Here is a 24,775-nt window from a genome sequence, read left to right as displayed (position 1 = left end):
GGCATCGTTCACCTTGTGAGCATGCGCGATGACCACGACCGAAAGACGGCCAGCATGGTCGGGATCCGCATCCACGACGTCGGGTACTGGGACCTCCACAACTTCGGCAACGAGCCACGGGAGTGGGACTACGGCGACTGGCACCACGCCGTCATGGGCGTGGAGCTGCAGACCGCATCCGGACCTATCTCCGTGCTGTGGACGAACACGTTCTACCCCTACGGCGTGGAAGTCTTCACCGAACCAATGAGGACGTTTCTACGCCTGCGCCAGGACGGCCCCGAGCGCTGGTCGGTCACCGATCACCGCGAGTGGCAAGTGCGAGCCGGCCAACCGGTGACCGCCGTCGAGACCCTCTGGGAACGGCTCGACCTCGGTCCGGCCAGTGACTCGAACGGCCGCATCGTCGAGCCCGCACGAACCGTGGACCTGCCGGTCGCGCTGCGGCTCGACTTCCCCGCCGGCCCGGTGTGGTTGGTCGCAGGCATCCCCACCGAGGACGGCACAGTCTCCACGACCGGCGACGAGATCGTCGTCGCGTTCACCACCGAGGCGATGCTCCGGTTCGGCTTTCCCGCCAGCAACTTCACACGACGCTGACGCAGCCCCGAGCCTGTGCGTAGCATCAGGCACAGCGGCCGCGCACCGCTGAACCCTCAGATCTCTAGGCGATGTGTCAAGCACCTCCTGACACAGATCCGTCAAGCACGTCCCGCTTCAAGACAGCCGAACCGAACCGGATCTGTATCTGAGACCCTGCTTCGACAGACCGAAACGGACTGAAAACGGAGTCGGGGAACAACGAAGGACCCCACAGCCGCAGGATTGTGCGGGTGGGGCCCTTCGGGTGGCGGTAGCGGTGGGTTGAAAACTGCGCGTTGGCTCGCCCTGCTCGCACGGGTCGTTCTGGCATCTGACCTGGACTTTCGCGGTGCCGACCGTTGGACCAAGTCGCACCTGCGGGCACCGATCCGGCGACCAAAAAGGAGGCAATCCGGCGACCAGGCCTGCCGCTCACAGGTACTCGAAAGCCTCTTCGCCCGGACGCCAGCACATCCACTCACCATCAGCGAAGGCATTGAGCGTCGCGATCTCCGGACCAACAAGGTCGTCGGCACGCGGGCGCAGTCGGATCGTGCCCATCTCGAGCTCGATGCTGAGGCCGGCACCGACCCCCTCGCGCGTTGCCGTGACGCTCTGCCCGGCCAGCGCGACGAGAGCGTCGGCCCACCCGTGTTGGCCCGGTGCGATCACGCGGTCGCTCGTGATGACAGTCGGGTTCACCTCGCAAGTCAACGCGGGCATGTCCGCGGTCGGGAAGGCGTCGAAGTGGAGCTGGACGTAGTCGAGGACGAACTCGATCGAGTAGAGCCGGTAGCCCACAAGCCGGCCAAGAAGCGAGTTGAAGACGTAGCTCACAGCGCGAGTGTATGGATCGGCTGCCGAGCACGACCCAAGACTGCGGGCGAGCCATCGGTGGGGACACTCGGAGGCGCCGTACCGATAGCGGAGCACAAGAGGTCGGCGGAGGTCCGGGTCAAGGGTGGCCGCAGGCCATCGCGCAGCGACGCCGCAGGCGCCCTTGACGCGGGCCGGAGGCGGCCGGATGCTCGGCGATCGGTGCGGGGCCGGACAGTGCCGGATAGACGCAGCTCGCACGGCGCCCCTACGATCCCGGCATGCACACTTCCACGAAGGGACATGCCGCGTAGGCGTCCTTCCCAGCTGCGCGCGGAGGCGCAGCTGCTAGCGCGGGCGACGACGCCACTTCGAAGGCCGAAGGTCGGTGGCGGCAACCTGTCCGGGGCAGCCCGATCTGCGGTGCTCCAGTACGAGCATCGGGCAGGCCTGATGCGCGGATCCCTCCTCGTCGCGTTGTCGGTCTGGCTACGCGCCGATGCTGTGGTCGAACCGTCCGTGACCAGTTGCGGCATCTGGGAGTGCTGCGGCTTCCACAGGCCCCTCGCTGAGACACGCGACATCATCGAGTCCCTGATACGTCGGACACCGTCGAGCACCGGGCGAGAGCTGCGACGGCTCGTACGCGATTCCGACGGTCGGATGGTCGGCGATCTCGGCGGGTACTGGTGGCGGGACGCTCGCTACTGGACGTGAGCACGGCTGGGCGACGATGGGGCGGTCTCGGAACGACTCTGAGGCCGCCTTCGCCATGTGGCCGCCGGAAGGCGGGGTGCGCGAAGCGAGCGCAGCGAGCGGAGCGCGGGGCCCCGCAAGGAGGCGGCCAGCGCGGCGGAGCCGCGCCTTGAGTCAGTAAGGAAAGTTCTCACCAATCTAGTGATCAGATTGGTGTTCCTGCCGTCACAACTGGTTGGGCGGCGCTTACCCCCAGCCCGTCGAGCACAGCGTAAAGATCGGTGACGTGACTAGAGGCGGTGGGACCGACGTCGAAAAACACGACGTGTACCCGCGGGTCAAACTCGCGCAGGCGGAGCGGCGCTGGGTACGGCTCGTCATGGGCCAATGTGACTGGGTAAAGAAGGCCAACCGTGCTCCCACCAAGCCCCTCGTGACGCCCATATGCGACTGCCTGATACACATCGGCTCTGCGCACCCGAACCCGTTGGCGCTTTGTAGGAGCCACGTCGACAACGTCGTCAGCGGAGCCTGCCCCCAAGGCCGAGCGTGGCGTCACGTCCTTGTACTTGGCATCAAGGACCAGAAGCGTTCCGTCGCCTCTCCGGAACACATAGTCGGGCTTAACAGCGCTCGCGCCGAGCCGTTCCCCGAGCGAACCCTCAACAGTGGCGCGCAGCGGGGTTCGCACGGAGGTAGCGCCCGGCCATGCTTCCAAAACCCGTCGCAGACTCTCCTCATAGAGCACGTTAAGCGACCACATGATCGCCTCTTGGGAGTGAGTCCCTAGTTCGGTGCTCAAAAACGTCCCGTCAAGGACGGCGGTCGTAAACGCCACAGGCTGGCGGTAGTGCCGTAGTGGTCCAGCCAGATTCAGTCTTTGTCCGTCGCGCGCCGTCAACCGAACATCGCTAACGCCTGCCAAGAGAGACAGGCCCCTTCGCGACAACTCCTGCAGCGCGCGCTGCGCAGCAGGGAGGGGGACAGCTCGTGATAAAGCCGCGGCGTGGCGGATCCCAGCCTTGAGATACTGGTTCGGCGGCGTATCGTGCGACGGCTCGGTGAAGCGTGCCGGAATCACATGTGGACGCGCTTGAGCTAGCGACATAGCGGCGTACCGCGCGACGTCGATATGGCCTCGAACCCTGCCGACCAGGTCCTCATGCCTAACGACGTACCCTCGGCGCGTCCAGCGAGTGGCGAAGGCGACCATCTCTGCGATATACCAGCCAAGGAGACACGCCGCGGGCTCCGCCCGAAGAGCTTGGAGCTCCGCGCGAGCATCTGAGAACGCACGACCGGACTTCTGCGATCCGAATGCCCAGTCGGCCAGGAAGAATAAGTCGAGGTCCACGAGCTTGGGCTGGATCCGAAGATGAACGTGGGTACTCCGAACATCGAGACGCACCACGCCCGCGAGATCTGAACTCCGAACGATCCAGTACGTGTCTCCGGGTGATCGTCGCACCACTAGTCCGAGCCGCTCCCAGGTCGCCGGTGAAACCGCTGCGACGAGTTCGGCAGTGGCGCGAACCTCGGACTGCTCCCGCATCTCAAGAACGGGCTGCCCAAGATCCCAAACCTGACCGTCCCTGCCGTGACCTACGGATTCGGCGGGTTCAAGAGCCACGCGTGTACCTGACCTTCGATTTGGTCCTGCGGCGTCCGTGGACTGCCAACACCGAACTCAGCTAGCAGTTGCCCGAATCTGTCTCCGTCGACAAGCCCTTCAGCCACGTACTCCGACAGCAACGGAACGACTTCGTAGGCGAACCTGCGTGAAAGTATACGAATCGAGTCCTCTTCAGTTGTCGGATTGCCTGACGGCAGAAAGTAGGAGTGACCGACTGCCAGCGACTGGTTGGCGAGATCGTCATCCTGGAAAAGCTCGGTAACGCGTTCGAACAGTTGCAGCGCCGCGATCTTGTCGGCCGTACCGACCCAACTAGCTGTCGTGATGACGGAGGGCTCCGGAGCGAGATCAATGAATGTGAACCGCCGCCGCAGCGCATAGTCAATGAGCGCGATGGACCGGTCGGCGGTGTTCATTGTGCCTATGACGAGAACAGACCCGGGGAGAACCAGCGAGGCATCTCCGTCCACTGCGTATGGGGTGCGGACGGGTTCGTCTCTGTACTCAAGCGCGTAAAGCAACTCACCGAAGACTCGAGCAATGTCAGCACGGTTGATCTCATCAACGATAATGATGACATCACATGAACTCCGCATTAGTGCGAGTTCTTGCGCCACGGCGGCGGCGAAGCTGAGTGTCCGGTGCTCCGCGCGAAAAGTAACTCCTCCTGGCGCCGGCTTGGGAGCCAGCGTTCGAACAAAGTCCTCGTAGCCGTACGATGGGTGGAACTGCGTTAGGTCCCAGACAGCAGTGAGACCAATTCTGACAATCTCCTGCGCAATGTCGCGGGGCGCCCTTTGGTTCTTTGGCAGCGTCCCGATAATCGATGTCAGATGCGAGTCGAGTTTGCGGTCTGCCGAGGCCCAGTCGACGTACTTCATCGCAACGAACGTCTTGCCGACGCCCGGCGCACCCTGAAGCACGACCTGGCCCCTTCGGCGAAGTTCTCCATCGATCAACGCGAGATCGCTGGGAATGGCGGCACGCGCCGAAGCAGCGACAGGAGGGGCTGGCCGGGCGGCGCGGCGAAATTCGTCGACGCTTAGACCAAGCCAACGGTTCGCCTTCCAGAGGAGCGCGAGCTCGATCGGGTCGCCACGTCGTGCGACCACCGTCTCAACCTGACCCTGAAGGCGCTCGTTGACGAACTGAGCCACCAAGGGCACAAGGTGGGCCGTTGGCCAGAAGTTGTCGGCGCCAACGATGGTCGAGCCATGCCTGATCGGCTCGAATAGGGGGACCTGAACGGCTTGGTTTAATAGGCTACTTGCAGCCTTCCGGGCATTTCCCGCGACACCCTGATCTTCGAACGCTTTCAGAACGACATCCGTCGAGAACTTCGCCGGGTCGAAGTGGCCCTCGGAATCCGTGAGCGTCTGTTCGACGACTGCGGCGATACGCGGCTCGGACCAAACCCGCGCTGCCCAGGCGAGAGCGTCCGCCTCTTCGAGTTGCCCGGCCTTAGCGGTCTTCACCCAGAGGTCCTCGACGAGCTTGTCATTCCTGAAGACAAAGAGACTTCGGATCCAGGTCGAGGCGTCTTCGGCACTGTTCTGCTGTGCTACCGCTGCAACGTCGTCGACCGTCATACCTGCGGACAGGCCCGCTGCGGTATTGGACAGGCCCCGCAGAGTCGCATTTCTAGTGAGGGACATCGTGTCGAGGCCTACGGGCATGACCAGACTCTAGCTGCCATCTACCCGTCGGCGCTCATCAAGACGCGCGGGGACGGCCAGATCAAGGTCATGCTCACCGGTAGGGGACACAGGCCTCTGCGGGGGCTCAGCCCAACCCGACCCGCCTCAGGACACGGGGTCGGTGGGCTTTCGCCCCCGCCCGCGCATCTCGGCACCGGCGATCTCAAGCAACCGTCGCACTCGCGTGATCGTGTATTCGGTCTCCTGCACGAGGTCCCGAACGCTCGCCCCAGCTTCGTACTGCTCCCGCAACACCTTGGCGATCCTACGTTCCGTGGTCGAGGGCATACGCTCGTGGCTCTCCAGCACTGGGAACGAGACACTCTCAATCTCGCCGCCGCCGTAGCCTCGATGGTTCCGGCCCCGCGGTTCGACGTCGTCCGAGGACTCGTCACCCCAAGAGACCCACCCGTCCTGCGGGTAGCGCGCGAACATTTCGAGATAAGGACCAGGCGAGCACCGCTCGATCAGGTCGTACTGCTCGTCAGGCTTGCGCGAGTGCTCCCGCTTCCGAGTCTCGAGCATATTGACCTGGGAGCGGGCAGGCGGGAGCGTTCGCATCGAACCCTTTACCCCGAAGAGGATCAGTTCAGTGACGTTGCGAAAGTAGAAGCCGACGCCCCGGCCGTCCGGACCGCCGTCTTTCCGGCGCTTCGCCCACACCACGTTGGAGACGTAGCGGAAGCCCCAGGCCTCCATGACTTTGATCCCTTCGGGCAGGAGCGCGTTGGGAACCCACAGGTAGAGGTGCGCATTCTTGGCAGTGACGTCTCGGACCCCGATCTGGCAGACCTCCTCAACCGTCAGGGTCGAGTATCGGTCGAGGCGACGATGTTCGGGCGCGACCTTGCCAGTCCGGTTGGCGAATCGCCACGGCGGGTCTGCGAGGACCGTCTGGAAACCGCCATCGACAGTGGGTAGGGGCGGCGGCGCCTGACCGGCCCTCAGCGGAGCGACGCGCTCAAGCTCGTCGATGGGAGAGTCGATGGCGAGGGCGGCTTCTGCGGGCATGCCGTCACCCTAGTCGATAGATCTACTTTTGCGAAATAGATCTTTCGCGTATCTCGACGCGCACCGGGAGGCGCGCCCGACCCCTGCGCGCAAACGCGCCGTCGGCCGAGCTGTCGGGCCCACTCGGGACTCCGACGTTCGCTCTGGTGATCTCGACGAGCTCAACCACCGGCAGGCGTCAGAGCTGTGATCGTCTCAGTGAGAGCGTCTGCACTAGCAGCAGCGAGTTCACTGCCGCGCCGTGGGTTCTTCGCGTAGCCGATGACTTGCAGGCCGGCTGCGTGCGAGACCGCGACGTCTGAGACCGAGTCGCCGATGAGCACGGCCTCGCTCGGCTCGACGTTGGCGATCCGGAGCGCTTCCTTGACCATGTGCGTGTTCGGCTTCAAGAGGTCGGGCCGACGCTCGGGCCGACCGACGATATCCCGGAGATGTTGGGCGAGATTGAATCGTTCGAGGTACGTCCGGGCCGCGCTCGCCCCGTTGTTCGTGACGATGACTACGGGCACACCGGCATCGGCAAGCGCCAGGATCAGTTCGCGCGCGCCCGCGGTTGGCTGGGACGTTCGGGCGGCTCCTACCTCGGCTTCGATGCACACCGCCTCGACGTCCGGCAGCGCGTCGGGTGCGTGGGCGCCGGCCCAGCGGATGATCGCGAGGTGGTCGGAGGTCTCCCGTAGTTCTGCCGGCTCGATGCCGTGCCGGGCCAGTACAGCCCGTGCGGCGTCTGCGGCCTGCATGTTGAGCGGCGCAGGCATGAGCGGCGTCACCGGGCCGTCGAAGTCGAGCAGGACGGCGCGGGCGGACCAGAGCAGCGTGCGGGCGTCGGTCACTGGGCATCCTCGACGGCGATGGTGTTCCAGACGCTGTCGAACCAGTTGCGGGTCTCGATGACGAACTGGGTGTCGACGGCTTCGATGTCGCCGTCGTCGGTCCAGTGGAACAGGACGGTGTCCTTGCCCATCGGATCGTAGATAGACACCTGACGGCCCGAGGTTCGCACGTCGTGCCTGACGACGGGGTAGTAGCCGAAGAAGGCGTCGGCGCCGTTGATGACGTACGCCTTGAACATCGGGGCGGCAGTGAAGCGACGGGTCTCAACCGTGGCGTCGGGTACCAGGCCGAGATCTGCGAGCTCCTGCACGGCGTCCGTGACGCCTCCGATGTAACGAGTGCTGAGGTCGGCCATGCGAGCCCGAGCGGCGGCTGAGTCGCGCTCGACGCCGTCGACCGCCACGGGCAGAGCGAGAGGCTGTGTCATGTCCGAGACCAAGATGCGGATCCGAATCGACTTCGGCGTGAGCCGGCCCGCGCGGATCTTGTCGAGTGGTTCGGCGATCGCACCGTGCAGGGTCTCGGCGGTGTAGCCGAGGAAATCGATGCTGACCTCGTCGGCCTCAAACGCCTTCTCGATGTGCGGTCGAAGACCCACGGGCTTCTCCGTGCGTTCGCGAGCGAAGACACCACTCCCCTGGCGGGAGACGACGAGCGACTCGTCCTTGAGGACGCGTAGCGCCTGTTGGATCGTCATCCGGGAGACGCCGTAGCGCTCAGCCAGCTCGTTCTGGCTGGGCAGCTTGTCCCCCGGCTCGATCTTGCGCGTGAGGATCGCAGCGCGGAGCGCCGTCGCCACCTGGAGGTAGGGCGGTCGCGGGTCGTCGGGATCGAGACTCATGCCGTCCACCCTAGGGCGCGTTGCCCATCCAAGTCAGCCAACCTTGCCCAGTCCGTTGACATGACTAGCCAAGCCGTGCATCCTGAGTGAGTCCAACCACATGACTAGTCAACCTAGTCACGAGATGCAGGGAGTCAGACCATGGCACTCGCCAAGCGTTTCCCCATCGCTCACGCGATGGTCTTCCCCAACGGGGCGTTCCTGCGCGGCTACGTGGAGCCGGTCGCGGACTTCAACGGCGAGAAGCGGCCGGACGGTTCGCGCCCGCAGCAGCGTGACAAGGAGACCGGGCTGCCGTTGTGGCAGTGCACGGTCATCGACGCCGACGACGACGCGAACCGCAAGGACATCGGCGTCAGTGTGAAGTTCGCGGCCGAGGTCCAGCCGGTTCCTCCGAAGAACACCTCTCCCCTGCCGTGGACGCCAGTGGAATTCACCGGCCTGACGGCGCTGCCGTGGATCGACGACTCGGGCCCACGCCCGCGGCTGTCCTGGTCGTTCCGGGCATCGGGCATGGTCGCTCCCGGGCAGGACCGCACCGACGCGAAGCCGCCCACGGCGAAGGTGGCGGCCTGATGTCCGCGCCCACGGGCGGGCTCGCTCCCGCGGAACTGCTGCAGGTCGCCGGGGACCTGGTCGAGTGGGTCGGCGGCCGGGTCGGCTACCTCGCGCTCGGGCGCACGTGCGTGAGCGTGCACGTCGACTCCCAGGCGGACGCCGAGCACCTGGCCCGCCTGCTGTCCCTGGGCGAGGTGACCGAGTACCCGCCCGAGGACCACGCCCGAGGGTTCACGGTCTGGTCTTCGATGTCCGGGGTCGAGCCCCGGTTCGCGGTGCACTACGCCGGCGAGCTCGTCCGACCGGTGCGCGCGTTCCCTCCGGTCGAGCCGTGGTGGGACGACCTCGACGACCGACCGACTGATGGGGCGGAGGCGGCGTGATGGACGCGCTCGGCACGGCGTGGGCCGTCATCCGGACGGTCGCCGGGGCGGTGTGGCACCTGGTCTGGTGGACGCTGCGGTCCTGGCGGCTGCTGCTGGCCTGCGTCGTGCTGGGCAACGTCCTACTGATCCTCGACCACCACCTCGCCGGCTACGCGGTCTTGTGGTGCGTCCCGGCGTTCTGCCTGCTGCGCGCGGTCTGGGCCGTCGCACACCCCCTCACGTACGAGGCGGTGCTTGGCGGGCCGATCCGGCGTCGCGGGTGGCGTCGTCACCTGCGCAAGCGGTGGTCGACGATCGCCGACCGCTGTGGCCTGGCGACCTCGGACTCCGACGACGGGGCACGGGTGATCCCCCGCCTGCGGCGTGTGCGCACCTCCGGGAACACGCTCACCTTCCGGGTCCGCGCCCGCGTCGGGCACACCGTCGACGACGTCGCCGCCGCAGCCGAGGCCATCGCGACGTCGGTCGGTGCCGAGGCGGTCGAGACTCGCCGGATCGGCGGCGGCTGGCTCGAACTGACGCTCACGATGCGCGAGCTGCTGCACGTGCCGGCCCTGCCCGTGATCCCGTCCGCGATCGAGACTGGCGCGGTCACTCTCGGGCGCACCTCCGACGGGTCACCGTGGCGCCTCGACCTCACGGCCCGGCACACCCTCGTCGTCGGCCGCTCCGGATCAGGGAAGGGGTCGATCTTCTGGGGCATCGCCGGGAACCTCGCCCCGGCCTCGCACGCCGGGATGGTGCAGCTGTGGGGCGTCGACCTCAAGGGCGGCGTCGAGGTCTCCGTCGGGGCGCCGATGTTCTCCCACGTTGCCATGAACGAGCCAGACGCGGTCCGGCTCCTCGGCGACTTGCACCGCGTGATCGTCCACCGGCAGAGCCTCATGCGTGGCCTGTCGCGCACGTTCACCCCTTCACCGGGCGATCCCGTCCACGTGCTGATGATCGACGAGCTCGCCGTGCTGACCGCCTACGCCTCCAAGGACGTCGTCAACGAGGCCGCGACCCTGTTGAAGCTGATCCTGACCCAAGGGCGTGCGTTCGGGGTCATGGTCGTCGCGTTCGTGCAGGACCCGCGCAAGGAGACCGTGGGCATGCGGGATCTGTTCACCCAGACCGTCGCGCTGCGCCTCGCATCGGCGGCCGAGACGCGCATGGTCCTCGGAGAGGGCATGGCCTCGGCTGCGCCCGCCCACCACGTCGCGACCACGATGCCCGGCGCCGGCTACGTCGTCGGGGACGACGGCCACGTCGAGCGCGTGCGCGCGGACTACTGGGCCGACGACTTCATCCGCATGGTCGCCGCCACCTTTCCCGCACCGCCCGCACCGCCGCTGCCCACGCGATCCGAGGCGGACTCCCCTGCGGGCGACGACGTCCCGGCGGAGGCTCCGGGCGAGCCAGTCGAGACGGCGCCGCGTCCGCGCACGCCGCGCAAGCGATCCCCTCGCAGGTCGACCGTCGAGCGGGACGCCGAGGTCGCCTGATGAACGCGGCCACAGCGACGGCTGAGGGCTTCTGGGGACACTCCCCCGAAGTCCCCCTCGACCTGGCCGACCTCACCGACGCGCAAGCTGCGGGAATCGTGGCCCGCCTGCGCGACCGCACGACGGGCGCCTTCGCCGATGCTGCTGCCCGCACCGGCTACTGCTCGCACCCCATCCGGCTGCAAGGTTCCTCGACCACGATCGACGCGGCGACGGGTGAGGTGCTGTCGCAGTTCAGCTCTACCGACGCCCCGCTCGGCACCCTGTACCGGGCGTGCGGCAACCGGCGCGAGTCGGTCTGCCCTGCCTGCTCTCGCGTCTATGCCCGCGACACGTTCGAGATGATCCGTGCCGGCCTGCTGGGCGGCAAGACCGTCCCCGCCGAGGTCGCGGACAACCCGCTCGTGTTCTCGACCCTCACCGCGCCGTCGTTTGGGCATGTCCACGGCACCGGGGGCAAGCACGGTGGCGGACGCTGCCGCCCCCACGGCACGGGCACCTGCCCGCATGGCCGTCCCCGTTCGTGCACCGCTCAGCACTCCGACACCGATCCCCTCGTGGGCGGGCCGCTGTGCGAGGGCTGCTACGACTGGCACTCCGCCGTCGTGTGGCAGTGGCACGCCCCCGAGCTGTGGCGCCGCTTCACCATCGCCCTGCGCCGCCAGGTCGCCGACCGCCTCGGTGTCCGCGAGTCCACCCTGCGCGACGTGGCTTCGGTGCAGTTCGCCAAGGTCGCCGAGTACCAGGTGCGCGGCCTCGTGCACTTCCACGCCCTCATCCGCCTCGACGGACCCGACGGCCCCGGGTCCCCCGCGCCCCTGGATGGCGAGTCCCTGGCGCAGGCTGCGAAGGACGCTGCTCGCTCTGTCGTGGTGACCGCTCCCCCGGTCGACGGTGGCGACGTCCCGCGTGTGCTGCGCTTCGGTAAGCAGCTCGACGTGCGGTGTGTGCGCTCTGGCGTGCCGGACAACGACGACGGCACCGACGACCTGCGTCCCGAGCAGGTGGCCGGCTACCTCGCCAAGTACTCCACCAAGGGCACCGGCACCGACCCGTCCGCGCCGCGACCGCACCACCAGCGCCTCATCCGCACCTGCCGCTGGCTCGCCGAACGCGCCCGCACCGCCTGCCGTGGGCTCGGCGGCCCCGACCCCGAGGACGATGACGGCTGCCTGTGCGGGCAGTGCGCCGACAGCCCGTACCGGCTGCTGACCAAGTGGGCGCACATGCTCGGCTTTCGCGGCCACTTCTCCAGCAAGTCCCGGCGCTACTCCATCCCCCTCGGCAGGCTCCGCCGAGCCCGCGCCAGGTTCCAGAAGCTCAAGACCGACGCGGACCGCGACGGCACCGCGATGGACACCGCCGACCTCGAGAACCGCCTGCTCGCCGACGACGAAGACACCACGCTCGTCATCGGGCACTGGACCTACGCAGGCACCGGCTGGACCAACCCCGGGGACAAGGCCCTCGCCGACGCCGCTGCCGCCCGTGCCCGCGAGTACGCACAGTGGAAGGCAAGCCGTACCGCATGACCCACAACGACGAGGGACAGAAGAACGGACACGGGAGGGAACTGCAATGAGCACCACGAGCGTGAACCCGATGGACCGGACGACCAACCGGCGTCGCCTGATGACGCCGGACGAGCTGGCCGAGTACCTGGGCGTGAGCCTGCACTGCGTGTACGCGTGGTCGAGCCGCGGCGGTGGGCCGAACGTGGTCCGCGTCGGCGCCCGGCTGCGATACCGCCCCGACGACGTCGAGGCGTGGCTGGATCGCGTCACCGACGACCATGCGGCGGGCTGACCGATGCCTCGCAAGCCCATCGAGCCAGGACGCTGGGGGCAGATCCGCCGCCGTGAGATCTCCCCCGGCGTCTGGCGGGCGCAGGCGCTGTACCGCGACTTTGCGGGCGTGCTCCACAAGTACGAGGCCCGCGGGCCGTCCGGTGCTGCTGCGCAACGTCGCTTGGAGGACAAGCTGCACCGTTCGAGCACGGACGGTACGACCAGCGGTGGCGCCGCCATCACGCAGGAGTCCCGGATGACGGTCGTCTTCGACCAGTGGGTGTCAGAGAAGCGGGTCGAGGGGCAGATCACGCCGCAGTCGCTCGCGACGTATCTCGGGGTGCTGGAGCGGGACCTGCGTCCGGCGTTCGGCGCGCTGCGGGTGCGGGAGGTGACTCCGGTCGCGGTGAATCGGGTGCTCATGGCGCTGAGCGCGGCGCGGAAGTTCGACACCGCCCGGCAGGCCCGGAACGTGCTGTCGCAGGTGATGATGATGTGCGTCCGTTACGGGGCGGCGCCGTTCAACCCGGTGCGGGACGCCGTGACGGTGCGCAAGCCGCGTCGGGAGGAGGTCCGTGCCCTTGGGCTGGAGGACATCGCCCTGCTGCGGAAAGCCGTCCGGGAGTGGGAGGACCGTCCCGCGCTCCCCCGCGGTCGGCGCAACATCACGCTGCTGCCGCAGATCGTGGACACGATGCTCGGTACCGGCCTGCGCATCGGTGAGTGCCTGGCGCTGCGGGAGGCGGACCTCGACCTCGAGGCTCTGATCCCGACGCTCACCGTGACGGGCACCATCGTCCGCGTCGAGGGCCGGCTGCTGCGGCAGTCCAAGCCCAAGTCGGACACGTCGAGGCGCACCATCACACTGCCGGCCTTCGTCGTCGCCGCCCTCACCGAGGCGCTGGACCTCGGGCTCGACGGCGGACCCGACGACCTCGTGTTCCCGTCGACCAATGCCACGCCGCGCGCACCGAGCCGTATCCGCGACCAGCTCCGCGACGCCCAGGCCGCCATCGGCACCAAGGTCATGCCGCACGACTTCCGCCGCACCGTCGCCACCCAGGTCGCCAACTCGACCACCATCGCCAACGCGACCGCGCTGCTCGGCCACGCCGATGAGGGCACCACGGTGCGGCACTACGTGAAGCGGACCCACGTCGCCCCGGACCTGCGGACGGTGATCGACCAGCTCGTCACCCAGGCGTCGACGCCGGGCGTCCCGGAAGGGAAAACGGAGTGAAAAGGGAGTACGGGAAACGACGAAGGACCCCACAGCCGCATGATTCTGCGGGTGGGGCCCTTCGGGTGGCGGTAGCGGTGGGATTTGAACCCACGGTGGACTTTCACCCACACACGCTTTCGAGGCGTGCTCCTTAGGCCGCTCGGACACGCTACCTCTGCCGGAGGAACCGGCCGTCCGAGGATACCCAATGGAACGGCAGACTCGAAATCGTCCCCCGCGGCACGACGACGCCCGCCCCTCGCGGCCGAGGGACGGGCTTCGTCGTGCGTCGTGCCGGTCAGCGGGCTCAGGCGCAGGGCGCCCCCGCGTCCCAGGCGTCCCAGGTGGTGACGCCGGGCAGGCTGCCGCCCCGGGAGTGCCACATTGCCGTGTGGTTCACCCCGGCCCGGGAGACGACGTCTCCCGTGCGGTAGACGGCGTCCGCGGACCACGACGGGCCGCACTCGGCCGCCGCGCCGGCGGGCTCGGTGCCGCGCGGACCGATCTCCTGCCACGGTCCGTGCCGGTCGCCCGGCTCCTGGTTCCGGGTCCACCACCGGGCGCGGTACTCCACGCCGTCGTGCGCGACGACGTCGCCGGACGTGTAGACGCCCGACGCGTACCAGGGGTCGGCCCCGTCACCCTCGACGAGGGGGCCGGGCGCGGCCGCGCGCAGCGTGTCCGCGAGCGCCGACCCGAGCTCGTTGCGGTAGTCGCCGGCGATGTCCCAGAAGTAGGCGCCGCCGTACCCGTTCTGGGCGACCCACTCGGCCTTGGCGGTCACGGAGCGCGGGGTGTCGAGGCTCCACCACTGGTCGCCGTCCCAGCGGTAGCCGGCGACAGCGGTCTCGTCGTAGTACTCGGTGCCCAGGGTGCGCAGCTCGGAGTAGTTCTTGATCCCGACGGCGGCCTCGGCCGGCGCGCCGGGGGTCGGGTCGTCGACGCCGGACCAGCCCTGCCCGTAGGCCGCGAGGCCGAGCACGAGCTGGTCGTCGCGGTAGCCGGCGGCGCGGTAGGCGCCGAGCAGGCCGTCGGCGGCGAGGCCCCAGTTGGCGTCCTGGTCGGGCGCGTCGGGCCAGGAGTAGGGGTGCAGGTTGCCCTGGTGGCCGGTGCGGTCCGTCACCCACGTGCCGTGGTAGTCGTATCCCTGCACGTTGAGGAAGTCGACGACGGCGGCGAGCCGCGGGTCGACCCAGCCGCCGTCGGTGCGGGGCGCCCAGCCCGCGGGGGCGAAGCCGGTGAGCAGGTATTCGTCGCCGGTGGCGGCGGTGCGTTCGTCGAGCTCGGCGCGCAGCAGCTCCATGAACGCGAGGAAGTTCTCCTTCTCCACGTCGGGGTGCGGTGCCGGGTGCTCGCCGGTCGCCGCGGGCCACTCCCAGTCGATGTCGAAGCCGTCGAAGATCCCGGCGGCGGCGCCGGCCCCGCCCTGCTCGCCCACGACGGGCAGGTTGCCGTCGAGGTAGAGGTCCACGCACGACTCGACGAGGCGCTCGCGACGCTCGGGGGTGAGCGTGGCCTCGGCGAAGTTGTCGGACCAGGTCCAGCCGCCGAGCGAGATCATCACCGACAGGTCGGGGTGGAGCTCCTTGAGCTTGCGCAGCTGGTTGAAGTTGCCGGCGAGCGCCTGGTCGGCGGTGTCGGCGACGCCGTCGACGGAGTCCTGTGCCCCGACGAGGCGGAGGTAGTCGTTCTCCGGGTCGCCCTCGGGTCCTTCCGGCCCGGTGGCGTCGGTGATGTCGCACACGAGGTCGGACGTGACGTTGCCGAACGCGTAGGTGAGGTGCGTGAGGTCTGCGGCGGCGCCGGTCCGGTGGAGGTCGGCGACCTCGTAGTCGTGCGTGTCGCCGGGTCCCCAGGCGGGGAAGTAGCCGAGCGTCGTGTAGCCGTTGACGCCGTCGGCGTCGGGGGCCGGGCTCGCGTCGTCGGGCGTGGCGACGGCGGTCCCTGCCGAGAGGGCGAGCGCGGCGGCCGCGACGACGGCCACGGTGGCCGTGGTGGCCGCGGCCGGTCGGAGGTGGGCGGGTCGGGCGGGTCGGTGTCTCATGGAGGAGCCTCGTTGCTTCCTCCGGGTGCGGCGCACCCGGGACCGGTTTGTACGGGCTCCTGCACAATACCGTGAGCAGGCACGTCGGACCAGACCCGGCAACCTCGCCGCGCGCTCCCGGTCCCAGGCAAGCCCCAGGCGTACCCCAGCGATTCGGTAAACAACAGATGTCCACTAGGGGCCCACCGATCGCACCGCCGTCTCGCAGCACCAGGACGGCCACCACACCCCGGAGCCCTCATGCCGCCCGTCGTCCTCTACGCCGTCGACCTCGTCGCCGTGTCGATCCTGACCTTCGCCCTCTACTTCCCCCGCCACCGTCGGCGCGACCTCGTCGTCGCCTACCTCGGGGTCAACGTCGGCGTCCTCGCCGTGTCCGCGGTCCTGTCGGCCGGCTCGATCGCCGCGGGGCTCGGCCTCGGGCTCTTCGGCGTGCTGTCGATCATCCGGCTGCGGTCCAACGAGCTCTCGCAGCGCGAGGTCGCGTACTACTTCGCGGCCCTGGCCCTCGGTCTCCTGGGCGGGCTCGGCACGTCGGCCGGCTGGCTCGGCCTCGCCGGGTCCGCGCTCATCCTCGCCGTCATCGCCGTCGCCGACCACCCCCGCCTTCTCGCCCGGCACGCCAGCCAGACGATCGTCCTCGACCGCGCGGTCACCGACCGCGCCGAGCTCACCACCTGGCTCGAGGAGCTGCTCGGCGGCCGCGTGCGCGCCGTGAGCGTGCAGGAGCTGGACCTCGCGGACGACACCACCCGCGTCGAGGTGCGCTACGAGCTGCCGCGCGACGCCTCCCGCACCTCGCCCGCGCCCGCCGCGCAGGCGCCCGCCCTGGCGGTGGCCCGATGAGCGCCCTCGCCGAGCACGTCGTCGCGCGCGGCCTGGCCGGGAGCGGGTCCGTCGACCTCGCCGAGCTCGACGCCACCGCCGCCCTGCAGACCCGGGTGGACCGCAAGTACGTGCTCACCCCCGACGAGGTCACGGCGCTGCTGACGACGCTCACCACGCAGGGCCCGGCCCGCGTCCTGGAGATCGACGGCGACCGTGCGTTCACCTACGCCTCGACCTACTACGACACGCCCGACCTGCTGACGTTCCGCCTGGCCGCGCTGCGCCGACGGCGCCGGTTCAAGGTGCGCACGCGCACCTACGTCGACACCGGCGGCACCACGTTCCTCGAGGTCAAGACGCGCGCGGCCCGCGGGGTCACCGTCAAGGAGCGGTGCCCCTGGGCGCTCGCGGCGCCCCTGGCGGACGACGGCGCCGAGTTCGTCGACGGCCGGCTCGCGGCCGCAGGGCTCGACGTCCCGCCGTCCGCCCAGCTCGCGCCCGTGCTCCGCTCGCGCTACCGCCGCACCACCGTGCTGCTGCCCGACGCCCGCATGACCCTCGACACCGGGCTGCAGTGGCGGCACGCGACCACGCACCCCGGAGGGGACGCGGACGCCCACGTCGGCAATCTCGTCGTCGTCGAGACGAAGGCCGGGACCGCGCCGTCGTCCGCCGACCGCGCCCTGTGGCGGGCCGGGCACCGGCCCGACCGCATCTCCAAGTACGCCACCGGGCTCGCCACGCTGCGGCCCGACCTGCCCGACCATCCCTGGCGCCGGCTGCGCCGCGAGCGCCTGTGCGCCGCGGCCTGACACCCCCGCCACACGTCACCACCCGAAAGGACCACCCATGCGCATCTTCCCCACCCGCACCCTGAGGGCCCGAGCCCTCGCGCTCGCGGCCGCCGGCACCCTGGTCGTCGGCGCCGTCGCCGCGTGCGACGCCGGCACGTCCGGCACGTCGTCCGGCGAGGCGTCGTCCTCGACCGTCGCGATCGACAACTCCGGCCTCGGCGCCGAGGAGGTGCTCGCCGAGAACCTCTCGTCGGCCGAGACGGCGGCGCTGGCCGACGCCACCTGGGAGGCCTCGGAGGAGGTCGCGATCACCCTCGAGGGCGACACCGCCACGGCCTCCGGCAACGGCGTCACCGTCGACGGCACCACGGTGACCATCACCCGGCCCGGCACGTACCGCGTCTCCGGCACGCTCGACGACGGCGGGCTGGTCGTCGCATCACCCGCCGACGGCGTGGTGCGGCTCGTGCTCGACGGCGCGGACATCACGAGCTCGACCGGCGCGGCGATCGACGTGCAGGACGCCGACCAGGTGTCCGTCGTCCTCGCCGGCGGGTCCACCAACCGACTGGAGGACGCCGACACCTACGCCGACACGACGTCCGACAACGCGGCCAACGCAGCGCTCTACTCCACCGCCGACCTGGCGCTCTCCGGAGACGGCGCGCTCGAGGTGGTCGGCAACGCGAACGACGGCATCACCGGCAAGGACGGGCTCGTCATCGCCGCCGGCGACATCACCGTCCAGGCCGCCGACGACGCCGTGCGCGGCAAGGACTACCTCGTCGTCGCCGGCGGTGTGATCGACGTCGAGGCCGGCGGCGACGGGCTCAAGTCCGACGCCGACGACGACGAGACCGCCGGGTACGTCGCGCTCACCGGCGGCGAGGTGACCGTCGAGGCGGGGTCGGACGGCGTCCAGGGATTCACGGACGTCGCCGTCACCGGCGGGACGCTGACCGTCACCGGTTCCGAGGAGGGCATCGAGGCGGCGACCGTCGTGCAGTCCGGCGGCGACGTCGACATCACCTCCATCGACGACGGGTTGAACGCCACCGTCAAGGAGGCCGAGACCGACACCGCCACCGGGGACGCGACCGAGGACGACGCGACGTCCGGCGACGGGCAGGTGCCCGAGGCTTCGGGCGACGGCGAGATGCCCGCGCCGCCCGCGGACGGCGCGGCGCCCCAGGGGGGCGGCGGGATGCGCGGCGACATGGCTGCCGAGGAGGGCGCGTCGCTGACCGTCACCGGTGGCACGCTGCACGTGGACGCGCAGGGCGACGGCCTGGACTCGAACGGCGTCACGGTCATCAGCGGCGGCGAGATCGTCGTCGAGGGGCCGAGCACCAGCGGGAACGGAGCGCTCGACTCCGCGGGCGGCACCACGGTCTCCGGCGGCACGCTGCTCGCCGTCGGGTCGACCGGCATGGCCGAGTCACCGGACGACGCGTCGACCCAGGGCTGGGTCGCCGCGACTGTCGACGCCACCCTGGAGCCCGGCACGGACATCGCGCTCACCGACGCCGACGGCACCGTCGTCGCGTCGTGGACGCTGACGAAGCAGGCGGCGTCCGTCGTCTACAGCGGGCCCGGCATCACTGACGACGCGCCGTACACGCTGAACGCCGACGGCGTCGAGGTCGGCACGGCCACCGCGGGCGTGGCCACGGCCGGCGGCATGGGCGCCGGGTCGGGCGGGCGCGGCCCGGGGGCCGGCGGCCGGGTGCCGTCGGGCACGACCACCACCGACGACGACGCAGCCTGACGAGGCGGCGCGACCCCCGCGAGGTGCCGTGCACCTCGTGGGGGCCGTGCGTCAGCGGACGGACATGGACACCTTCGCGCTGGACGCCCGCAGGTGCACGGCGTCCGACCCGGGGTACTTCACGATCCACGTGCCGGACCGCGTCACACGGAAGTTCTTGCTGAACGTGCCCTTCGAGCTGACCCTGACCGTGCCCCGGTAGGCGGCCTTGGCCGATCCCTTCGGGTCGAAGTAGATCTTCACGCTCTGCCCGCGGGTGGGGCGCCATCCCTGTCCGTTGTTCGCGTCCGTCGCCGACGGCTTCGCGAGAGTCCCCTTGACCTTCACCGTGGCGCCCTTGCGCACCGACGCATCGCTCAGGCGCACCGTCGTCCGCGTGCTCTTGGTGACGCGGAAGCTCCCCGTCTGCGCCATCCGGGGCTCCACCGAGTCGCGTTCCCCCGAGGCGCGGACCCAGAGGTCACCCCAGACCTCCAGGTCGTACACGCTGGCCGGGTCGGAGGGACCGAACCAGAAGTCCGCGTGCAGTCTCGTCGCGCTGTCCCGGACGAGGTCGCTGCAGTACCAGTCGTAGTGGCCGATCCGGCTCGTGGCGCACACCGTATGCAGGTCGCTCGTCACCAGGGAACCAGGGCCGCTCGTGGCGAAGGAGACGTCGACCCGCATCTTCTTCCCCCGGGAGCCGGCGACGACGTTCTGGGAGACCACCTTCATCGTGACCTTCGTGCCGAGCGCGGTGTCGCTCGTGATGTACGTGCGCTTCACGGCGGGCTCGCGGGCGCCGGCCGTCCTGACACCGGAGGGCGCGTACTGCGAGCTCCCGGCGTACTTCGCGATCCACCGTCCCTTGCCCGGGTACGTGAGCGTCTTGCGGTACCTGCCGTCCGAGCCGGTCGTCACCGTGGCCTTGTACCGGGCACCCTGGGCACCCTGGGGGTCGAAGTAGAGCTTGACCTTCACCCGGGCGAAGGGCCGCGTCGCGACGGCCGTCTGATAGTCCACCGCCTGCGATCGCGTGACGCTGCCCGACACGACCGTCTTGCTCCCCGAGCGCTTCGACGACGCGGTGGCCGTCGTGGCCCGCTTCACCGAGAACTTGAGGCCCCTGTCCTTGAAGATCGTGTACGCCTGACCGTCGACCGTCGTGTTGATCTCGATCGCCAGGTAGTACGTCCCGGCCGGGTCGCTGGCGTCGAGGAGGAAGTCGGCGTGCGCACGGTGCTCGGAGTCCTTGACGAGGTGGACGCGCTGGGCCGACCGAGAACCCGGACCGACGATGTAGGCGCTGCTGCTGCGCAGACCACGCAGGCTGAGGGTGCTCCGCGGGTGGTCGAAGGTGAACGACGCCCGTGCCACGCGCGGCCGGTTGCCGGTGACGACGTCGTCCATCGAGTACGAGACCTTCAGGCCGATCGAGGAGAGCGACGACGAGCCGGTGTTGTCCGCGGCCGTGGCCGAGCCCGCGGGCGCGACGAGCCCCACGAGGAGGAGGGCTGCGGTCGCGATCCCGGCGACCATGGCACGAAGGCGTCTTGTCACGTCGCGATATTCCCAGGATGCGCGGGTCGTGCCTATATGCCCGGGTGATCGATGCGGTTTCGTGACCTGTCCAGGCTTCGTTTGCGGCCGCCCCGCCGCGACCGGGGCGGCGGTCGTAGGCTCGACGGGTGCAACCCGTTCCCCGACCGCTGGCACCCACGTACCAGGACCGCCGCTGGGAGCTCCCGCCGGACGCGGTGGTGCACCACGGCTCGGCGGACGACGCCGTCCGGCTCCTGGCGGGCCGCACGATCACCGCGCTCACGGGCGCGGGGATCTCCACCGACTCGGGCATCCCGGACTACCGCAGCCCGGACGCTCCCCCGCGCGCGCCGATGACGTACCAGCAGTTCGTCGCGGACGAGGCGTTCCGGCGGCACTACTGGGCCCGCAACCACGTGGGCTGGCAGCGGGTGCACCGCACGCACCCGAACGCGGGCCACCGGGCGCTCGTCGCGCTCGAGGACCGCGGCATCGTGCGGGGCGTCATCACGCAGAACGTCGACCTGCTGCACGAGGACGCCGGCTCGCGCCACGTCATCGACCTGCACGGCCGCTACGACCGGGTCATCTGCCTGCAGTGCGGCCGCGTCGTCTCCCGTGCGCACCTCGCCGAGCGGCTGGACGCGCTCAACCCCGGCTTCGTCGACTCGGTGCTCGCCGAGGGCGCCACGGTGGCCGACATCGAGACGGCGCCGGACGCCGACGCCGTCATCTCGCAGACGGCGCACTTCCGCCCGGCGCCGTGCGAGTTCTGCGGCGGGGTGCTCAAGCCGGAGATCGTCTACTTCGGCGAGAACGTGCCGCGCGAGCGCGTGGCACGCGCCTATGCGCTGGTCGACGACGCCGACGCCCTGCTCGTCGCGGGCACGTCGCTCACCGTGCTGAGCGGGCTGCGGTTCGTGCGGCACGCCGCCAAGGCGGGCAAGCCCGTCGTCATCGTCAACCGCGGCGAGACGCGCGGCGACCCGCTGGCCACCCTCAAGATCGACGACGGCGTCTCCGCCACGCTGTCCACCCTGGCCGACCGGCTCTGAGCGCACCTGAGCGCACCTGAGCGCACCCGTGCCGAACGCGCGGCCGGCGTCACCATGGGGAGCCATGGCGACGCCGGCCGCGTGCTCGGCACACGAGGTGAGGCGGGTCAGCGGACCAGGTAGGACACGTCCCCGTTCGACGAGCGGATCTCGACGGTGCGGTCGGCGTCGGGGTCGGTGGCGCCCTCGATCGTCTGGTTCCCGTTCGACGTGTTGATGAGGAGCCGCACCGGCTCCCCGTCGCCGGTCACGGTGACGTCCCCGTTGCTCGAGGTCGCGCGCACGTCCCCGGCCGCGTCGGCGACGTCGACCCGGCCGTTGCTGGACTCCGCGACCACCGACCCCGCCACGCTCACGACATCGACGCGCCCGTTGCTCGAGTCGACCACGAGCGACCCGCCCACGTCGGACACCTCGACGTCGCCGTTGGACGACCGCGCCTCGGTGTCGCCGCCGGCCTGGTCGACGACGACATCGCCGTTGCTGGAGTACACGTCCAGCCGCCCGCCGATCGACGCGGCCTCCACGTCGCCGTTGGACGACGTCAGGTCGACGTCCCCCGCGACGCCGGACGCCCGGACGTCCCCGTTCGAGGACCGGACCACCAGCTCCGTGTCGGCGGGCAGGGTGACGTCGAGGCCGCCGCCGCACTCCGTGAACCAGGTCCACCGGCCGCACTCGTGCGTCACGACGAGCCGGTCACCCGACTCCTGCACGCGGTACACCGGGCTGGTCAACCCGCCCCGCGCGACCTTGTCGACCTCGACGGTGCCCGCGCCGTCCGCCACCCGGACGGTCACGTCGTCGTCGGCCACGAGCTCGACGACGCCGACGGCGTCGTACGACGCGTGCGTCGTCGTCGTGCGGACCAGCGAGAGGTCGATGAGGAGCACCGCGACCCGCAGGACGACGAGGGCGGCCAGCACGATGCCGATCACCATCAGCGCCCGGGCGGTCGCGCTGCGCCCCGATCGCGGCGGGGGCGCGGCACCCGGCTCGGGGGCGGCCTGCTGGTAGCCACTCTCGGTGGTGGTCATGATCGAGCTCCGTTCTCGTCAAGCCAACGCAGCACCGCGAGGACGCGGCGGTTGGCGTCGGCGTCGGGCGGCAGCCCGAGCTTGGTCAGAATGCTGGTGACGTGCTTCTCGACGGCGGCCATCCCGACGACGAGACGGTCCGCGATGGCGGTGTTCGAGCGCCCCTCGGCCATGAGCGCCAGCACCTCGCGCTCACGCCGGGTGAGGTCGTCGAGGTCGGTGCGGCGGCTGCGGGCGATGACCTGCGTGACCACCTCCGGGTCGACGACGGTGCCGCCACCGGCGACACGCTCGACCGCGTCGAGGAAGGTGTCGACGTCGGCGATCCTGTCCTTGAGGACGTACCCGAGCCCGCTGGCCCCCCGCGCGAGGAGCTCGGACGCGTACCGCTGCTCCACGTACTGGGAGAGCACGAGCACCGGCAGGTCCGGGTGCACGCTGCGCAGGTGCAGCGCGGCCCGCAGACCCTCGTCGGTGTGCGACGGCGGCATCCGCACGTCGGTCACGAGCAGGTCCGGGATCTCGGCGCCCGGCCGGGACATCGCCGCGACCAGGGCGTCGGCGGTGCGGTAGCCCGTCACCTGGTGCCCTTCGGCGGCCAGCAGCCGGGACAGGCCGTCCAGGAGGAGGACGGAATCCTCCGCGATCACGATGCGCACGGCACCTCCACGGTGAGTCGGGTGCCCGCGCCGGGCGGGCTGGTGAGGTCGAAGGATCCGTCGAGCGCGGCCACTCGGCCGCGCAGGCCGGCGAGGCCGCTGCCCGGGGCAGGCTCCGCGCCGCCGCGACCGTCGTCGGTGACGACGACCCGCAGGCGGGCTCCGTCGACGGCCCCGGCCTCGGCCCTCTCGACGATCGAGGCGTGCACGTGGACGGACGTCGCCTCTGCGTGCTTGGCCACGTTGGTCAGGGCCTCGGCGACGACGAAGTAGGCGGCGGCCTGCGCGGCCGGGTCGGCCGCCTCCAGCCCGTCGTCCGCCTCGACCTGCACGGGCACCGGGCTGCGGGCGGCGAGCGCCGAGAGCGCCGCGTCCAGCCCGCGGTCGGACAGCACGGCCGGGTGGATGCCGCGCACGAGGTCGCGCAGCTCGGCAAGGGTCTCCTTGACCTCGCCGTGCGCGTGCTCCAGCGCGGCCGCCGCGGCGGCGGGGTCCCGGTCCGCGGCACGGCGCGCCACCCCGAGCTCGACGCCGAGCGCGACGAGACGCTGCTGGGCGCCGTCGTGCAGGTCACGTTCGATGCGACGGCGCTCGGTGTCGGCCGCGCTGACGGCCTGCGAGCGCGTCTGGGTGAGCACGACCGCGCGCTCGCGGGCGGAGCGCGCGTCCCGCTCGGCCACCCGGGCCTCCTGCTCCGCGGCCTGGGCCCGGGCTCGGGCCCGCGCCGCCGACGACGGCCCGAGGAGCGCGCCGGCCAGACGGACCTGGAGCAGCGTGCCGCCCTGCACCACGAGGGCGGAGGCCCAGACCATCACGACCGCGACCAGGAGGCTCCCGGCCACGACGAGCGGCCACGGCACCGCCTGGAGCGCGTTCGCGGCGAAGCTGCTCTCGTGGCCGACGACGGCGAAGATCACCGCCGCGATCGCGCCGCCCGCGCAGGCCGCCGCGAGCGTCAGGACGAGGGAGGCGAACAGCGCGCCGACGACGGCGTACGCCACCGCCGCCCAGGCCCGTGCGTCGCCCAGGACGCTCCCCAGGGATGCCCAGAACCGGCGCCTGCCGGACTCCGGGTCCCGCGCCGGCAGGCGGCGCGGCTCCGGCGAGGGGATCACCGCGCCGGTCTGCAGCGCGATCCGCGAGCGCTCCGCCGCGGCGAACCCGCGGGCGGCGAGCAGGCACACGACGAGGCCGAGCAGGCCGATCCCGAAGACGAGCACGAACCCCGCGGACAACGGGACGGCGATCCAGGTGACGATGCTGACGCACAGGAGCCACACCCAGGCGGTGGCGGCCTGCGCCCATGCCGACGCCGTCGCCGGGGCGAGCGGTGCACGCCGGAGCGCACCCGGTACGACGAGCGCGGGGGCGATGGTGGCCTCGAGACTGGAGGCGGGACTGGTGGTCACGTCATCGACCCTAGGCCGCGGGGCACCGCTCGCGGCAGGAAGGTTGCCCACGAGATGCGGGTAGGGATCACCCGACCGAAGCCACCGTCGCCCCACCCGGCCGAGCACCG

22 protein-coding genes and 1 tRNA gene are annotated in these 24,775 nt (G+C 70.3%); 11 read left to right on the top strand and 12 right to left on the bottom strand.

Annotated features, from left to right (window positions below):
- Nucleotides 1–21 precede the first annotated feature (21 nt).
- Nucleotides 22–600 (top strand): hypothetical protein, encoded by a 579-nt coding sequence (locus LEP48_RS13270; RefSeq protein ID WP_225566075.1) that lies wholly within the window; start codon nucleotides 22–24, stop codon nucleotides 598–600.
- Between the two features lie 414 nt (nucleotides 601–1,014).
- On the opposite strand, the gene LEP48_RS13265 is transcribed toward LEP48_RS13270, so the two are convergent.
- The 6 genes from LEP48_RS13265 to LEP48_RS13240 all read right to left on the bottom strand — a co-directional run bounded on the left by LEP48_RS13265 (nucleotide 1,015) and on the right by LEP48_RS13240 (nucleotide 8,110).
- A complete protein-coding gene (locus LEP48_RS13265) occupies nucleotides 1,015–1,419 on the bottom strand; it encodes a hypothetical protein (protein WP_225566074.1) in 405 nt (134 codons plus the stop codon).
- Nucleotides 1,420–2,299: 880 nt separating this feature from the next.
- On the bottom strand, nucleotides 2,300–3,724 hold the full coding sequence (locus tag LEP48_RS13260; protein WP_225566073.1) for a 5-methylcytosine restriction system specificity protein McrC: 1,425 nt from the start codon (nucleotides 3,722–3,724) through the stop codon (nucleotides 2,300–2,302).
- Complete coding sequence (locus LEP48_RS13255) at nucleotides 3,697–5,403, bottom strand: McrB family protein (protein WP_225566072.1); 1,707 nt, start codon at nucleotides 5,401–5,403, stop codon at nucleotides 3,697–3,699. The genes LEP48_RS13260 and LEP48_RS13255 overlap by 28 nt, the downstream gene beginning before the upstream one ends.
- A gap of 126 nt (nucleotides 5,404–5,529) precedes the next feature.
- Complete coding sequence (locus LEP48_RS13250) at nucleotides 5,530–6,435, bottom strand: MT-A70 family methyltransferase (RefSeq protein ID WP_225566071.1); 906 nt, start codon at nucleotides 6,433–6,435, stop codon at nucleotides 5,530–5,532.
- A 161-nt stretch (nucleotides 6,436–6,596) separates the two neighbouring features.
- Entirely contained in the window at nucleotides 6,597–7,268 is a 672-nt protein-coding gene (locus LEP48_RS13245) for an HAD family hydrolase (protein WP_225566070.1), read from the bottom strand.
- Entirely contained in the window at nucleotides 7,265–8,110 is an 846-nt protein-coding gene (locus LEP48_RS13240) for a GntR family transcriptional regulator (protein WP_225566069.1), read from the bottom strand. The genes LEP48_RS13245 and LEP48_RS13240 overlap by 4 nt, the downstream gene beginning before the upstream one ends.
- A 141-nt stretch (nucleotides 8,111–8,251) precedes the next feature.
- Here LEP48_RS13240 and LEP48_RS13235 point away from each other — a divergent pair, with 141 nt between their 5' ends.
- The 6 genes from LEP48_RS13235 to LEP48_RS13210 are packed head-to-tail and all read left to right on the top strand — an operon-like array spanning nucleotide 8,252 to nucleotide 13,568.
- Complete coding sequence (locus LEP48_RS13235) at nucleotides 8,252–8,686, top strand: plasmid replication, integration and excision activator (protein WP_225566068.1); 435 nt, start codon at nucleotides 8,252–8,254, stop codon at nucleotides 8,684–8,686.
- Nucleotides 8,686–9,051, top strand: coding sequence for a hypothetical protein (locus LEP48_RS13230; RefSeq protein ID WP_225566067.1), 366 nt, complete (start codon nucleotides 8,686–8,688; stop codon nucleotides 9,049–9,051). The genes LEP48_RS13235 and LEP48_RS13230 overlap by 1 nt, the downstream gene beginning before the upstream one ends.
- Nucleotides 9,051–10,541, top strand: a complete 1,491-nt coding sequence (locus tag LEP48_RS13225; protein WP_225566186.1) for an FtsK/SpoIIIE domain-containing protein — start codon at nucleotides 9,051–9,053, stop codon at nucleotides 10,539–10,541. Before LEP48_RS13230 ends, LEP48_RS13225 begins: the two co-directional genes overlap by 1 nt.
- Complete coding sequence (locus tag LEP48_RS13220; protein WP_225566066.1) at nucleotides 10,541–12,073, top strand: replication initiator; 1,533 nt, start codon at nucleotides 10,541–10,543, stop codon at nucleotides 12,071–12,073. The genes LEP48_RS13225 and LEP48_RS13220 overlap by 1 nt, the downstream gene beginning before the upstream one ends.
- Before the next feature lie 46 nt (nucleotides 12,074–12,119).
- Nucleotides 12,120–12,347 (top strand): helix-turn-helix domain-containing protein, encoded by a 228-nt coding sequence (locus tag LEP48_RS13215; RefSeq protein ID WP_225566065.1) that lies wholly within the window; start codon nucleotides 12,120–12,122, stop codon nucleotides 12,345–12,347.
- 3 nt (nucleotides 12,348–12,350) lie between these two features.
- Nucleotides 12,351–13,568, top strand: coding sequence for a tyrosine-type recombinase/integrase (locus tag LEP48_RS13210; protein ID WP_225566064.1), 1,218 nt, complete (start codon nucleotides 12,351–12,353; stop codon nucleotides 13,566–13,568).
- Between the two features lie 66 nt (nucleotides 13,569–13,634).
- Here LEP48_RS13210 and LEP48_RS13205 read toward each other — a convergent pair.
- Both LEP48_RS13205 and LEP48_RS13200 read right to left on the bottom strand, forming a co-directional pair.
- A tRNA-Ser gene (locus LEP48_RS13205) sits at nucleotides 13,635–13,724 on the bottom strand.
- A 133-nt stretch (nucleotides 13,725–13,857) separates the two neighbouring features.
- Nucleotides 13,858–15,594 carry a glycosyl hydrolase family 18 protein gene (locus tag LEP48_RS13200; RefSeq protein ID WP_225566063.1) on the bottom strand — a complete coding sequence of 579 codons (1,737 nt, stop codon included), beginning with the start codon at nucleotides 15,592–15,594 and terminating at the stop codon, nucleotides 13,858–13,860.
- 240 nt (nucleotides 15,595–15,834) lie between these two features.
- On the opposite strand from LEP48_RS13200, the gene LEP48_RS13195 reads away from it, so the two are divergent.
- Genes LEP48_RS13195 through LEP48_RS13185 form a run of 3 tightly spaced genes read left to right on the top strand, consistent with a single transcriptional unit; the run spans nucleotide 15,835 to nucleotide 18,984 of the window.
- Nucleotides 15,835–16,440 (top strand): DUF4956 domain-containing protein, encoded by a 606-nt coding sequence (locus tag LEP48_RS13195; protein WP_225566062.1) that lies wholly within the window; start codon nucleotides 15,835–15,837, stop codon nucleotides 16,438–16,440.
- Nucleotides 16,437–17,234: a polyphosphate polymerase domain-containing protein gene (locus LEP48_RS13190; RefSeq protein WP_225566061.1), complete on the top strand. Its 798-nt coding sequence runs from the start codon at nucleotides 16,437–16,439 to the stop codon at nucleotides 17,232–17,234. Before LEP48_RS13195 ends, LEP48_RS13190 begins: the two co-directional genes overlap by 4 nt.
- Nucleotides 17,235–17,271: 37 nt before the next feature.
- Nucleotides 17,272–18,984 carry a carbohydrate-binding domain-containing protein gene (locus tag LEP48_RS13185; RefSeq protein WP_225566060.1) on the top strand — a complete coding sequence of 571 codons (1,713 nt, stop codon included), beginning with the start codon at nucleotides 17,272–17,274 and terminating at the stop codon, nucleotides 18,982–18,984.
- Between the two features lie 51 nt (nucleotides 18,985–19,035).
- Here LEP48_RS13185 and LEP48_RS13180 read toward each other — a convergent pair whose 3' ends face one another.
- Entirely contained in the window at nucleotides 19,036–20,523 is a 1,488-nt protein-coding gene (locus LEP48_RS13180; RefSeq protein WP_225566059.1) for a hypothetical protein, read from the bottom strand.
- A 128-nt stretch (nucleotides 20,524–20,651) separates the two neighbouring features.
- Here LEP48_RS13180 and LEP48_RS13175 point away from each other — a divergent pair, with 128 nt between their 5' ends.
- On the top strand, nucleotides 20,652–21,560 hold the full coding sequence (locus LEP48_RS13175; RefSeq protein ID WP_225566058.1) for a Sir2 family NAD-dependent protein deacetylase: 909 nt from the start codon (nucleotides 20,652–20,654) through the stop codon (nucleotides 21,558–21,560).
- A gap of 107 nt (nucleotides 21,561–21,667) precedes the next feature.
- Here the strand turns inward: LEP48_RS13175 and LEP48_RS13170 are convergent, their stop codons facing one another.
- From LEP48_RS13170 to LEP48_RS13160, 3 genes are read right to left on the bottom strand one after another with little or no spacing between them, the layout of a single operon-like run.
- Entirely contained in the window at nucleotides 21,668–22,597 is a 930-nt protein-coding gene (locus LEP48_RS13170; RefSeq protein WP_225566057.1) for a DUF4097 family beta strand repeat-containing protein, read from the bottom strand.
- The gene (locus LEP48_RS13165) at nucleotides 22,594–23,256 is read right to left on the bottom strand and encodes a response regulator transcription factor (protein ID WP_225566056.1); all 663 of its coding nucleotides are present in this window, start codon (nucleotides 23,254–23,256) and stop codon (nucleotides 22,594–22,596) included. The genes LEP48_RS13170 and LEP48_RS13165 overlap by 4 nt, the downstream gene beginning before the upstream one ends.
- Nucleotides 23,244–24,665 (bottom strand): sensor histidine kinase, encoded by a 1,422-nt coding sequence (locus LEP48_RS13160; protein ID WP_225566055.1) that lies wholly within the window; start codon nucleotides 24,663–24,665, stop codon nucleotides 23,244–23,246. Before LEP48_RS13160 ends, LEP48_RS13165 begins: the two co-directional genes overlap by 13 nt.
- Between the last annotated feature and the right edge of the window lie 110 nt (nucleotides 24,666–24,775).

It is taken from the genome of Isoptericola luteus, assembly GCF_020297055.1.
Taxonomy (GTDB): domain Bacteria; phylum Actinomycetota; class Actinomycetes; order Actinomycetales; family Cellulomonadaceae; genus Isoptericola; species Isoptericola luteus.
The sequence above is the reverse complement of the archived record's forward strand: the minus strand, read 5'-3'. Positions and strand labels throughout refer to the sequence as shown.